10 protein-coding genes are annotated in these 12,622 nt (G+C 52.3%); 4 read left to right on the plus strand and 6 right to left on the minus strand.

Going from position 1 to position 12,622, the window contains the following annotated elements; all coding sequences use genetic code 11:
• Positions 1-34 precede the first annotated feature (34 nt).
• Positions 35-1,198: a cytoplasmic protein gene (locus OGX67_RS01015; RefSeq protein ID WP_257651921.1), complete on the minus strand. Its 1,164-nt coding sequence runs from the start codon at positions 1,196-1,198 to the stop codon at positions 35-37.
• Between the two features lie 133 nt (positions 1,199-1,331).
• On the opposite strand from OGX67_RS01015, the gene OGX67_RS01020 reads away from it, so the two are divergent.
• Positions 1,332-2,888: a bifunctional metallophosphatase/5'-nucleotidase gene (locus tag OGX67_RS01020; RefSeq protein ID WP_286525661.1), complete on the plus strand. Its 1,557-nt coding sequence runs from the start codon at positions 1,332-1,334 to the stop codon at positions 2,886-2,888.
• A gap of 38 nt (positions 2,889-2,926) precedes the next feature.
• On the opposite strand, the gene OGX67_RS01025 is transcribed toward OGX67_RS01020, so the two are convergent.
• On the minus strand, positions 2,927-3,304 hold the full coding sequence (locus tag OGX67_RS01025) for a carboxymuconolactone decarboxylase family protein (protein ID WP_003028825.1): 378 nt from the start codon (positions 3,302-3,304) through the stop codon (positions 2,927-2,929).
• 89 nt (positions 3,305-3,393) lie between these two features.
• On the opposite strand from OGX67_RS01025, the gene OGX67_RS01030 reads away from it, so the two are divergent.
• From OGX67_RS01030 to katG, 3 genes are all read left to right on the plus strand, one after another.
• Positions 3,394-4,302: a LysR family transcriptional regulator gene (locus tag OGX67_RS01030; protein ID WP_257651920.1), complete on the plus strand. Its 909-nt coding sequence runs from the start codon at positions 3,394-3,396 to the stop codon at positions 4,300-4,302.
• Between the two features lie 157 nt (positions 4,303-4,459).
• The gene (gene metF, locus OGX67_RS01035) at positions 4,460-5,347 is read left to right on the plus strand and encodes a methylenetetrahydrofolate reductase (protein WP_003028830.1); all 888 of its coding nucleotides are present in this window, start codon (positions 4,460-4,462) and stop codon (positions 5,345-5,347) included.
• Between the two features lie 166 nt (positions 5,348-5,513).
• Entirely contained in the window at positions 5,514-7,694 is a 2,181-nt protein-coding gene (katG, locus tag OGX67_RS01040; protein ID WP_003028832.1) for a catalase/peroxidase HPI, read from the plus strand.
• Positions 7,695-7,780: 86 nt separating this feature from the next.
• Here katG and gldA read toward each other — a convergent pair whose 3' ends face one another.
• The 4 genes from gldA to OGX67_RS01060 all read right to left on the minus strand — a co-directional run bounded on the left by gldA (position 7,781) and on the right by OGX67_RS01060 (position 12,540).
• Positions 7,781-8,884: a bifunctional L-1,2-propanediol dehydrogenase/glycerol dehydrogenase gene (gene gldA / locus OGX67_RS01045; protein WP_016151281.1), complete on the minus strand. Its 1,104-nt coding sequence runs from the start codon at positions 8,882-8,884 to the stop codon at positions 7,781-7,783.
• Positions 8,885-8,896: 12 nt separating this feature from the next.
• The gene (gene fsa, locus OGX67_RS01050) at positions 8,897-9,559 is read right to left on the minus strand and encodes a fructose-6-phosphate aldolase (RefSeq protein WP_016151282.1); all 663 of its coding nucleotides are present in this window, start codon (positions 9,557-9,559) and stop codon (positions 8,897-8,899) included.
• A gap of 247 nt (positions 9,560-9,806) precedes the next feature.
• Complete coding sequence (locus OGX67_RS01055) at positions 9,807-10,655, minus strand: AraC family transcriptional regulator (protein WP_257651919.1); 849 nt, start codon at positions 10,653-10,655, stop codon at positions 9,807-9,809.
• 151 nt (positions 10,656-10,806) lie between these two features.
• Positions 10,807-12,540 (minus strand): phosphoethanolamine transferase CptA, encoded by a 1,734-nt coding sequence (locus OGX67_RS01060; protein ID WP_257651918.1) that lies wholly within the window; start codon positions 12,538-12,540, stop codon positions 10,807-10,809.
• Positions 12,541-12,622 lie beyond the last annotated feature (82 nt).

Genomic DNA, 12,622 nt, shown 5'->3' on the forward strand with positions numbered 1-12,622 from the left:
TTGTGTTGCCGGATGGCGCTTACGCTTATCCGGCCTACATATGGCATGAACCGTAGGCCCGGTAAGCGGTAGCGCCACCGGGCAAATTCAAGGCGTTGTATTTATCTGCCAGCGTCCTTATCGTCTGAAACACCGAATGAGCCGAGTAACGGGCGCTATCCCGAAACTCCGCCTGCTGCTGTAACCAGACGAGAAAATGGTGGCCTGCCGCCAGTGTGATTGACGCCCCTTTTTCAACCTGACCCTCCGTTAACAGACACACCATTTTGCGTGTGTCGCCTTGTTGCCAAATTTGCCACTGGTTTTGCCACCACCCCTGCCAGGTTTTACCCAGCAATCGCCAGGGCAGTGTGCACTTATCGCTATTGATCTCTTCATCAATAAACCAAAGCGAAGCGTGATGATCGCGATATTGCTGCGCCCATGCGGTAATCGCTGCGCCGCGCAGAAAACATTCGTGGGCAATAATGTGCGTTTTTACCTCAGGCCAGAGATGGCTCAGTATGCGGAAATGTCCGTGCGCGGTAATGACCGGGCGTAAAACTGCGCCATTGGCATTTCGTTTGAGCATGGCACTGCCGTACTGGATTTCATCAAACTGGCTGCGGCGTAAAAACAGGGTTTCCCTCTGTCTTACTCGTTCAACGATATTGTCATGAATGACCGCGGGTTCAACGTTGTTACGCCAGCGGTATCGTAATGTATCCCCTACGAGATGGGGCGTGAAATTACTGGAAATATGCAAAATATTGCCGCGAATAGCGTCAAAACTGAGTAATACATAAAGTTTCTGGTCGGTGCAGGCTCCCTGAAAAGGGACGATTAAGGGAACCGTCGCTATTTGTTCTGGTGGAACAATGGTGGTGAGCGGCTGCTGCTTTGGTGTCCAGACATGTTTGCAGCTCCGGCACTGAACGCGTTGGCTGCCCTGAGGATTATGCCCATAGAGGATGGTTTCCCGCTGATAACATCGTGGGCAAAAATGACCGCTTTGGGCGGCAAAATCCGTTAAATATGCTGACAACCACCCACCAAACTGTTCCTCATTAAACAGCGGGGGATAGCTGCCGCATGCCCGGCAATGCAGCGCAGCATAACCCAACCGATACTCGGGCCAGCTGTAATCTGGTGAGCTCGCCAGCCCCAGATTTTTACAGCCGAAGGACTTACAGCAATTGATGGTGAACAGTGACGTCATCGTATTACCAACGATTTTTAATGGTCGTTGATTTTGACTCGCGACTATCACCAGTGGATGTGAGTTTTCTCACATAAAAAAACCTTTCAGAACGTAACGTAGCGATTCTTTATATGACTGAAAGGGATTGATTATGAAGTTAAAAATGCTTGCTGTTGGTGTTCTGGTATCGTTGCCGCTTTGGGCGAGTGCCAAAGATGTCACGATTATCTATACCAACGATCTTCACGCCCACGTTGAACCTTATAAAGTCCCATGGATTGCTAATGGCACGCGTGATATTGGTGGTTGGGCTAATATCACGACGATGGTGAAGCAGGAAAAAACGAAAAATAGCGCCACCTGGTTTTTTGATGCCGGTGATTATTTTACCGGGCCGTATATCAGCAGCCTGACCAAGGGTAAGGCGATTATCGATATCATGAACACCATGAATTTTGATGCTGTAACCATGGGTAATCATGAATTCGATCACGGTTGGGATAACACGCTACTACAACTGAGTCAGGCGAAATTCCCCATCGTGCAGGGTAATATCTTTTATCAGAACAGCAGCAAAATGTTCTGGGATAAGCCTTACACCATTATTGAAAAAGATGGCGTGAAGATTGGTGTGATTGGCCTGCACGGCGTGTTTGCTTTTGATGATACGGTTTCTGCTGCGACACGTGTCGGTATTGAAGCGCGGGATGAAGTGAAGTGGTTGCAACGCTATATCGATGAGCTTAAAGGTAAAGCCGATCTCACTGTGGCGCTGATCCATGAAGGTACGCCAGCGCGTCAGTCTAGCCAGGGAAGTACAGATGTGCGCCGTGCATTGGATAAAGACATCCAGACCGCAGGTCAGGTAAAGGGGCTGGATATCCTGATTACCGGCCATGCGCATGTGGGCACGCCGGAGCCGATTAAAGTCGGTAACACTCTGATTCTTTCTACCGACAGCGGCGGTATTGATGTGGGTAAACTGGTGCTGGATTATCAGCAGAAACCGCATCAATTTACCGTGAAGAACTTCGAGCTGAAGACCATTTATGCTGATGAGTGGCAGCCAGACCCGCAGACGAAACAGGTCATTGATGGCTGGAATAAAAAGCTTGATAAGGTGGTACAACAGACGGTTGCAAACTCTCCGGTTGAGCTGACGCGTGCTTACGGTGAATCTTCTTCGTTGGGCAATCTGGCGGCGGATGCGTTGCTGGTGGCGGCAGGTAAAGATACTCAATTAGCGCTCACTAATTCGGGCGGTATCCGTAATGAAATCCCAGCAGGTGCTATCACGATGGGTGCAGTCATTAGCACCTTCCCGTTCCCCAACGAGCTGGCAACAATGGATCTCACCGGTAAACAGTTGCGTAGCCTGATGGAGCACGGCGCGGGTTTAAGCAACGGTGTATTGCAGGTGTCCAAAGGACTGGAGATGAAGTATGACAGCAGTAAACCAGTCGGTCAGCGCGTCACCGTACTAACGTTAAACGGTAAACCGATTGAGGATGCCACGGTTTATCACATTGCCACCAATAGCTTCCTGGCAGACGGCGGTGATGGTTTTACGGCATTTACCGAAGGAAAAGCGCGAAATACCTCCGGAGGTTACTATGTCTCTAATGCTGTCGTTGACTATTTCAAGGCGGGAAATACGCTGACGGATGAGCAGCTTAAAGGCATGCGTGTGGCAGATGTGAAACCATAGTGAGCTCAGGCCAGCAGACAATCCGCTGGCCTGTTGTTTTAGCCTCTGTGAGAGGCAAACACCTCTTTCGCGGCGAACAAACCATTGAGTGCGGCAGGGAAGCCGGCATATACGGCCATCTGCATAATCACTTCAACGATCTCATCCTGCGTTAAACCAACGTGTAATGCCGCGCCAATATGCACTTTCAACTGCGGGGCGGCATTGCCCATTGCCGTTAAAGCGGCGACAGTGGCAATTTCTCGGCTGCGCAGGTCCAGACCTGGACGTGCATAGATGTCGCCAAACGGAAATTCCAGCAGGTAGCGGGCAAAATCCGGCGCGATATCCTTCAGGCTCTCAACGACGGCCTCTCCCCCTTTACCATCTACCTGTTGCAGCATTTTCTGGCCGGTAATAAAACGTTCTGATTCCATGATTTTTCCCTCGTAAGTGTGGCGTATGGCGAGAGAATAGGGGGCGTAGAATGATTTGGATAATACCGTTTCCGTGATACCTTTTCGGTATGACAACATCGCCATTACACTCTCTGGATATTCGTCTACTGCGCTACTTTTCCGTAGTAGCGGAAGAGAACAATATGAGCCGGGCTGCGCAGCGCTTGTTTATGTCGCAGCCACCGTTGAGCCGCCACATTCGCCAGCTTGAAGAGCGCCTGGGGGTCACGCTGTTTGTCCGTCATACCCGTGGATTAACGCTGACGGAGGACGGCCAGCACGTACTTGAAATGGTGCGCCCGCTGCTTGATCTCCAGGACAAAACCTACGCTGCGTTGAGTCAATTAACGCAAATCAGGGAGCCATCTCTGCGCTTAGGGTTAAGCACGGCGTTTGAACAGGGCGTTTTTGCGGCGCTTGAGTCACAGCTGACTACGCATGTGCAGAAGCGACATATTGTCCGTCATGGTTCGCCTGAACTCGCGCGTCTGGTGCGTCGTGGAAAGCTGGATGCCGCGCTGGTGGCGTTACCGCTTGAGACTTCGGGGCTTAGCGTCACGCCGCTCGGCTGGCAAGAATCGTTGATCGTCGCCTTACCCGCGCTCTGGCCAGAGGCGGCGCTGCCTTCGCTCTCGTTAATGTCGCTGAGCCACCGACCACTGTTCTGGTTCAAACGTGAACGTAACCCCGCCTTTTTTGATTACACCCGACATATTTTTAGTCATGCTGGTTACTCTCCTGCCTGTATTGAAGAACCGCTGGAACATGACGTGTTGTTGGCGCGGATTGCGCAGAGTGAAGGTCTGAGCCTACTTCCGGCCTCCTTTTCCGCTATCCAACGTCGGGGGGTGATATTCCTGCCGCTTACCGATACCGAATTGCGTATTAGCACGGGGTTGCTGATGCTGCCTGAAAACGTAAAAAAATTAGCATGGCTGCAGACGGTCATGGCGCAATCCCTCATCAATTCAGACTGATGTGAATTTTTTTCACGTTGGCTGAGTATTCCTCACCTTTAGCGATGATTTTTGTGTTGACGCCAGCATGCTTTTCCGTCATTTTTACATCTAGACGTCTAAACGTATAGCAGTTCACAACACAACATATAACGACAAAAGATTGATGAGGTAAGGTATGAGCTTTTTTCACGCCAACCAGCGGGAAGCCCTGAATCAGAGCCTGGCAGAAGTTGCCGGTCAGATTAACGTTTCATTTGAGTTTTTCCCGCCGCGCACCAGTGAAATGGAGCAAACCCTGTGGAACTCCATCGATCGCCTGAGCAGCCTGAAGCCGAAGTTTGTTTCAGTCACTTACGGTGCAAACTCTGGTGAGCGCGACCGTACGCACAGCATTATTAAAGGCATTAAGGATCGCACTGGCCTTGAAGCGGCTCCGCACCTGACCTGTATTGATGCAACCCGCGATGAGCTGCGGACTATTGCTCAGGACTACTGGAACAACGGTATTCGTCATATTGTTGCCCTGCGCGGTGACCTGCCGCCGGGAAGCGGTAAACCGGATATGTATGCTTCTGACCTGGTGACGCTACTGAAAGACGTTGCAGACTTTGATATCTCCGTTGCGGCTTACCCGGAAGTGCACCCGGAAGCGAAGAGCGCTCAGGCCGATCTGCTGAACCTGAAGCGTAAGGTTGATGCCGGTGCGAACCGTGCGATTACCCAGTTCTTCTTCGATGTAGAAAGCTATCTGCGTTTTCGCGATCGCTGCGTGTCTGCGGGTATCGATGTGGAAATTATTCCGGGTATCCTGCCAGTCTCCAACTTTAAGCAGGCGAAAAAATTTGCCGACATGACCAACGTCCGCATTCCGGCGTGGATGTCGACCATGTTTGATGGTCTGGATGATGACGCGGAAACCCGCAAGCTGGTGGGCGCTAATATCGCCATGGACATGGTGAAGATTCTCAGCCGCGAAGGGGTGAAAGATTTTCACTTCTATACCCTTAATCGTGCCGAGATGAGCTACGCTATTTGTCACACACTGGGTGTAAGACCGAACTAAACAGATCCCAGCCCTCTACGGAGGGCTTTTTGTTGATCATTTTGATCTACATCTCTGTAACGTAAAATATAAAAGGAATTAGCTATCGAATCTGTGGGTTATTTCGACTATATCTTATCACTGGTGGTGTATATCGTAGTCAGAACACTGTAAAGGGAGCATATAGATGAGCATGTCCGACGATAGCCAGAACACATCAACTGCCGGTAAGTGTCCTTTTCATCAGGGCGGTCACGACCAGAGCGCGGGAGCAGGAACGAACAACCGCGACTGGTGGCCAAATCAACTGCGCGTTGATCTTTTAAACCAACATTCCAACCGTTCTAACCCGCTGGGTGAGGACTTCGACTACCGCAAAGAGTTTAGCAAACTCGACTACTCTGCCCTGAAAGGGGATCTCAGAGCCCTTCTGTCCGAATCTCAACCGTGGTGGCCCGCTGACTGGGGAACCTATGCTGGATTGTTTATCCGCATGGCATGGCACGGTGCAGGGACCTATCGCTCCATCGATGGACGCGGTGGCGCGGGTCGCGGACAGCAGCGTTTTGCACCACTGAACTCCTGGCCGGATAACGTCAGCCTGGATAAAGCGCGTCGTCTGCTGTGGCCAATCAAGCAGAAATATGGCCAGAAAATTTCCTGGGCCGACCTGTTTATCCTCGCGGGTAACGTGGCGCTGGAAAACTCAGGCTTCCGCACCTTCGGCTTTGGTGCTGGTCGTGAAGATGTTTGGGAACCGGATCTCGACGTAAACTGGGGTGATGAAAAAGCCTGGCTGACTCACCGTCACCCGGAAGAACTGGCCAAAGCGCCGTTGGGCGCAACCGAGATGGGCCTTATCTATGTGAACCCGGAAGGGCCGGACCATAGCGGCGAACCGCTTTCAGCGGCAGCGGCTATTCGCGCGACCTTCGGTAATATGGGTATGAACGACGAAGAAACCGTGGCGCTGATTGGCGGTGGTCATACGTTGGGCAAAACCCACGGCGCTGCACCGGCTTCGCACGTAGGCGCCGATCCTGAATCCGCACCGATTGAAGCACAAGGCCTGGGCTGGGCGAGCAGCTACGGCAGCGGCGCGGGCGCGGATGCCATTACATCCGGTCTGGAAGTGGTCTGGACGCAGACGCCAACCCAATGGAGCAACTATTTCTTCGAGAACCTGTTCAAATACGAGTGGGTACAAACCCGCAGTCCGGCAGGCGCTATTCAGTTTGAAGCGGTTGACGCGCCAGAAATTATTCCTGATCCGTTTGATCCATCGAAAAAACGTAAGCCGACGATGCTGGTTACCGACCTGACGCTGCGTTTCGATCCTGAGTTCGAGAAAATCTCCCGCCGTTTCCTGAACGATCCGCAGGCGTTCAACGAAGCGTTTGCTCGTGCGTGGTTTAAACTGACGCACCGTGATATGGGGCCAAAAGCGCGTTACATCGGACCGGAAGTGCCAAAAGAAGATTTGATTTGGCAAGACCCGCTGCCGCATGCGTTCTTCAACCCAAGCGAAGAAGATATCCTGAAGCTGAAGGCGACCATCGCCGCTTCCGGGCTGTCCGTGGGCGAACTGGTATCGGTAGCATGGGCGTCGGCATCGACTTTCCGCGGTGGGGATAAACGTGGCGGCGCTAACGGTGCGCGTCTGGCGCTGGATCCACAGCGCGGCTGGGATGTGAATGCCACCGCAGCACGCGTTCTGCCTGTGCTGGAAGGGATTTATAAGTCTGCTCATACCGCCTCGTTGGCCGATATTATCGTGCTGGCAGGTGTTGTCGGTATCGAGCAGGCGGCAAGTGCTGCGGGTGTCAGCATTAAGGTACCTTTTGCGCCGGGCCGCGTGGATGCGCGCCAGGATCAAACGGATATTGAGATGTTTGAACTGCTTGAGCCAATCGCCGATGGCTTCCGTAACTACCGCGCCCGTCCTGACGTATCGACCACCGAGTCGCTGCTGATCGATAAAGCACAGCAGCTGACGCTAACCGCACCGGAAATGACAGTGCTGGTGGGCGGTATGCGCGTACTGGGCACCAACTTTGATGGTAGCCAGCACGGTGTCTTTACCGATCGTCCAGGCGTACTCAGCACTGACTTCTTCGTCAATCTGCTGGATATGCGCCATGAGTGGAAGGCGGTTGATGAGTCACAAGAGCTGTTTGAAGGTCGTGACCGTCTGAGCGGCGAAGTAAAATACACCGCAACCCGCGCCGATCTGGTATTTGGTTCTAACTCTGTACTGCGCGCAGTGGCTGAAGTTTATGCCTGCAGCGATGCCCACGAGAAGTTCGTGAGAGATTTCGTGGCCGCATGGGTGAAAGTGATGAACCTGGATCGTTTCGATCTGCTGTAACAGACAATGCCGGATGCCGCTTGCGCGGGTCCGGCATGGTAGGAATAAAAAAATCCCCGCATTTGCGGGGATTTTCTATTTGCAGGTTATTCCCACTCTTGCAGGTAACGTTGACCGTACTGGTCAGCCACAAGCAGGGCGGCATACACCTGGTCCGGCGTTGCGCCGCCAGGCATGTTGTGGATGGTTTCGCCTTCGGCACAGGCTGCCTCAGCCACAATGCGCATTTTCGCCTGAATATCCTGTTTGATATCCAGTTGTGCCAGGGTAATCGGCAAGCCAACGGAATGGCACAGCGCGGCAACGGTTTCAATTTCATCGACCGGCGCGTTTTCCAGCACCAACTGCGTCAGCGTACCGAAAGCCACTTTCTCGCCGTGGTAATAATGATGTGCATCCGGGATTGCGGTCAGACCGTTATGAATGGCGTGAGCCGCTGCCAGACCACCGCTTTCAAAACCGACGCCACTCAGATAGGTGTTGGCTTCAATAATGCGCTCCAGTGCTGGTGTAACCACGTGCTGCTCTGCAGCCAGCATCGCTTTTTCACCTTCTTCGATCAGCGTATTAAAGCACAGCTCTGCCAGCGCCAGCGCCGCCTGAGTACACTGACCGCCCGCCATGGTGGTTGCGCCGCTGCGTGAACAGGCACGCGCTTCGAACCAGGTCGCCAGCGCATCGCCAATACCCGCAGCTAACAGACGCGCCGGTGCGCCCGCGACAATTTTGGTATCAACAATGACCCTGTCCGGGTTATTGGGCAGCAGCAGATAGCGATCGAATTCACCGGCATCGGTGTAAATGACGGACAGCGCGCTGCACGGCGCATCTGTAGAGGCGATGGTTGGCGCAATGGCGACAGGCACGCCCATAAAGTGCGCCAGCGCTTTGGCGGTATCCAGCGTTTTACCGCCACCAATACCAAGTACTGCCGCACACTGCGCTTTTTCCGCTACGACGCGCAGACGGTCGATTTCGTTTTGTGAACATTCGCCGCCAAACGGTGCAATCTCCAGCGCCAGTCCGGCATCCTGGAAGCTTTTTTCCAGTGCACCCTGGGCAAAGCCTAAGACAAACTTGTCTCCAACGACCAGCCAGCGCTCTGCCAGTGGTTTGAGGTAGCTGCCAAGACGGGTAATAACATCAGCACCCTGGATGTACTTACCAGGTGATTGAATAATGCGATCCATACTTTATTTCCCTCACAGGTTGATGTGACCAAATGCGTTGTTCCAGTCCTGCTCAAACTTCTCTATTGCTGACTCTACCGCAGGGGTATTGAGCATTTGTTGCGCTACGTCTAATGGTAGGGTGATTGCTTCACATCCTGCCAGCAAGCAATCCAGCGCCTGACGTGGAGTTTTAAAGCTGGCCGCCAGTACCATGCTGTTCGGTGCATGCAGTTCCAGCAATGTTTGCAGTTCCTGTACTGTGCGAATCCCGTCGCCGCCCTGCGCGTCGATACGGTTAACGTAAGGCGCGATATATTTCGCTCCTGCCAGCGCAGCCAGTAGCCCCTGAGAAGCACTGTAAACGGCGGTTCCCAGCGTGGTGATACCCTCTTTTTTCAGCATCTTGATCGCGGCCAGACCTTCGGATGTCACCGGGATTTTCACTACCAGACCGGGCACCGCATTGCTCAGGCGTTTAGCTTCTTCCACCATGCCCTGCGCATCCCGGCTCATGGTCTGGGCAAACAGAATGCCCTCTTTGCCAATGGCGTTCTGCAGGCGTGGCAGCACATCCCAGATGGATTCTTTGCTTGCTGCCACAATGCTTGGGTTGGTGGTGACGCCAGCGATAGGGAAGATGCGGGCCAGACGTTCGACTTCCGCGACGTTGGCGGTATCAAGATAAAGTTCCATACAAAAACACCCTCTACGTTTTCCGTTAGCTGCCCGTTGCCGGGTTGCTTTGCTATGCACAGGATAAGAGTGTTTCGTCACGCAGTGCTATCTGACAAATCTGTCAAAAGCTGGATAAATGTAATATGTCTATAAAAGTGAGAGATACTTCACATGTAAGTGATATGTGCTGGTATATGTTTTTTGATAATACAAAAATCCAGTAAATGTTACCTTTGTCTCCGTTTTCTGTCCCAGTATGCGATTATTACTGGTCAGTTTTTTTCTCCGTCAACTGGCTGTGATACTGCCGACGATACTCTGACGGCGAACGTTCAGTATTCTTGCGAAACAGGCGGCAGAAGTAGTTGCTGTCAATAAACCCACAGGTGTGCGCCACGTCTTTGATCTTCAGCTCGTAACCCTTTAACAGCGTTTTTGCGTGTTCCAGTCGCGTGTGGTTCAGGTATTCGTTAAAACCGATAGCGCCCGTTTTTTGAAACAGGTGGGAGAGGTAATTAGGTGAAATGTAAAACGCCTGTGCGACGGATTCACGGGTGAGTGGTGAAGCGTAGCGTTCGTCAATATAGCCGCGAATGGCGTCGAAAAGCGCCTGACTACGTGATGCGGTTTGGATCTGGCTGCCGAGCAGATCGCGACAGTGGCTCAGCAAGCTCGCAACAATTAGCCTGGCCGTTTGCTGCTCCTGCGGCTGCATTTGCATCTCATGGAGCGTTTGCAGCAGAAAAGAGCCGATACGCGGTCCGCGCCGAGCGACGTGCTGGTGGGTAAGGTTTTGATATTGCTTGCCGTCCCATTGGACAACGCTGAAACCCAGTTGCTGTTTGCCGAACAGAATGCTGAGTGTCGTGACCGGTGTGACCCACTGCGGAATATTCCAGCCGCCAGCCGGAACAAACAAGACATCGCCGGGGGTAAGCACCTTATCGATGCCAGAATCCGCAAATTCACCTTCCAGCACAATTTCCAGCCGGGGAAAATCGACCTGATACGCCCGTTCCGGCGTTGCGCTATTGGTGCTGGCGAAATAAATCTGTCGCAGCGGCGTGGGGCTGTTAATCAGGCGGGAGAGAAGATGGCTAACGTCGTGATACATGTTAATCCCTTGCAGGCAGCAGACAGGGAAACAGTAACGTTGAAAACAATCGCCCTCAAGTGATTATTGCCGGATGGCGGCTAATGCCATATCCGGCCTACAAGTCTTTGCGAGCTGTAGGCCGGATAAGCGTAGCGCATCCGGCAGACGGTTATTGATTACCGATTTGATCGCCGTAAGGCAGGGAATCGTAATCTATCAGGGCATTTTTCTTGTACGGATTGCCAATCCAGCGGGTTGTCTCTTTGAACTGCGGACTGGTAATGGCGCGAGTTGGATCGAAGCCATCGTAGGTGAAGCCCGCTAAGTCAGACCATGTATGGATAAGCTCTGAGCTGCTGTATTTACGATTCACATCCTGTGAGAAGTCGCGCGGGTGCGCGGCCTGCCATTTTTCCGAAGTCCACAACAGGAACGGCACCGTGTACATATGACGCGTTGGATTGTCTTCATTACGACCCTGCGTTTTGTGCGGTGGCGTATCGTAAACCTCTTCGCCATGATCGGAGAAGTACAGCAGGAAGCCGTTCGGATCGGTCGCTTTATAGTCTTTGATCAGGCTGGCAATAATATGATCGTTATAAACATTCGCGCTGTCGTAATCGTTGTAGGCTTCCAGCTCATCGTTACTCAGGCCTGCGGGAACATGGTCGATATTATTATCGAACTTACCCTGGCCATCCGGATAGCGGAATTTGTACTTAATATGCGTACCCAGCAGATGCACGATGATGAACTTTTTCGGTGCCGGGTCGGCCAGGACTTCTTTAAATGGCGCCAGCACGTTGCTGTCATATTCGCGCGCACTTTGCGTACGCTGCTGGTTCATATAGAACTGTTTATCCGTCTGCTTAGAGAACACCGTCAGCATGGTGTTGCGGGCGGTCATCGTCTGCTGATTAGTGATCCAGAAGGTTTTATAACCCGCCTGTTTCATCATGTTCATCAGGGACGGCTGAGTCAGATACAGATCCGGGTTCTTCTCGTTAGCGAAGGTCAGCGCCTGCTGCAGGATTTCAATGGTGTACGGACGGGAAGTCACGACATTATTGAATACGGTGAAGTTGGGATCGAATTTATGCAGCGCATCCAGTTCTGGCGTCGTTTCACGCGGGTAGCCATACAGGCTCATGCGGCCACGTTGCGTTGACTCACCAATCACCAGTACCAGCGTACGCGGTGCGTCACCTGAACTGTCTTTAAAGTTGGCCAGCGGCGGCAGGGCATTGTTCTCATTCAGCAGGCTATTGAGCGAGGTCAACTGCTGACGATATTGATAATACCCGGAGATGAATTGCCACGGCGCGGCGGGCTCCATACGTGAAGCAAGGCCATCCAACGTTTTTTCAAACGGCTTATGTTTGATAAATGTGTTCACTGTCATCGGATGCAGAATCAATCCGTATAACAGTGCAAACGACACCAGATAGCGCCAGGGTGATGGAATATGTACCGGACGCAAACGTGTCCATAGCAGAATTGCCATTGCTGTATATGCCAGCGCAATTAAGACGATCTTCAGGCTGAAGTATTGACTCAGGTACTCGCTGGCTTCGTTCGCATTGGTTTCAAACATTACGTACAGAACGCTTTGCGAGAACTCTTGCCCGTAAATGACGTAATAGCTCAGAGCTGCCAGCGAGGCCGCCCATAGAATTACGCCAATGACGGCAGCAATAATGCGGATACGGTTTGGAAATAAAAATACCGGGATCAACCACAGCGAGCTGAACAGCAGGGAGTCGCGTAGGCCGGTAGATCCGCTATAGCCGCTAAAATAGATAACGGCCTGCAGTAATGAGGAAAAAAACCAAAAATAGAGGAGCGCCCAACCCAGGGCTTTCCAGCTAAAGGCGGGTTTAGACTGGAGTTGTAAGGATTGCATAATGTGAGCCTGTCTTTAATCGTAGCGCCAAGAGTAGCGACTAAACATTAAGAGGAACTGAAGCATCACGATCTCAGGATCG

Origin of the sequence: Citrobacter sp. Cf118 (assembly GCF_030334095.1) — a bacterium.
Lineage (GTDB): Bacteria > Pseudomonadota > Gammaproteobacteria > Enterobacterales > Enterobacteriaceae > Citrobacter > Citrobacter freundii.

Bases quoted from the DNA above. Each gene is read 5' to 3' on its own strand.
- OGX67_RS01020 (WP_286525661.1), top strand. From the start codon at position 1,332: ATGAAGTTAAAAATGCTTGCTGTTGGTGTTCTGGTATCGTTGCCGCTT.
- OGX67_RS01060 (WP_257651918.1), bottom strand. From the start codon at position 12,540: ATGCAATCCTTACAACTCCAGTCTAAACCCGCCTTTAGCTGGAAAGCC.
- OGX67_RS01055 (WP_257651919.1), bottom strand. From the start codon at position 10,655: ATGTATCACGACGTTAGCCATCTTCTCTCCCGCCTGATTAACAGCCCC.
- OGX67_RS01030 (WP_257651920.1), top strand. From the start codon at position 3,394: ATGACAACATCGCCATTACACTCTCTGGATATTCGTCTACTGCGCTAC.
- metF (WP_003028830.1), top strand. From the start codon at position 4,460: ATGAGCTTTTTTCACGCCAACCAGCGGGAAGCCCTGAATCAGAGCCTG.
- fsa (WP_016151282.1), bottom strand. From the start codon at position 9,559: ATGGAACTTTATCTTGATACCGCCAACGTCGCGGAAGTCGAACGTCTG.
- gldA (WP_016151281.1), bottom strand. From the start codon at position 8,884: ATGGATCGCATTATTCAATCACCTGGTAAGTACATCCAGGGTGCTGAT.
- OGX67_RS01015 (WP_257651921.1), bottom strand. From the start codon at position 1,198: ATGACGTCACTGTTCACCATCAATTGCTGTAAGTCCTTCGGCTGTAAA.
- katG (WP_003028832.1), top strand. From the start codon at position 5,514: ATGAGCATGTCCGACGATAGCCAGAACACATCAACTGCCGGTAAGTGT.
- OGX67_RS01025 (WP_003028825.1), bottom strand. From the start codon at position 3,304: ATGGAATCAGAACGTTTTATTACCGGCCAGAAAATGCTGCAACAGGTA.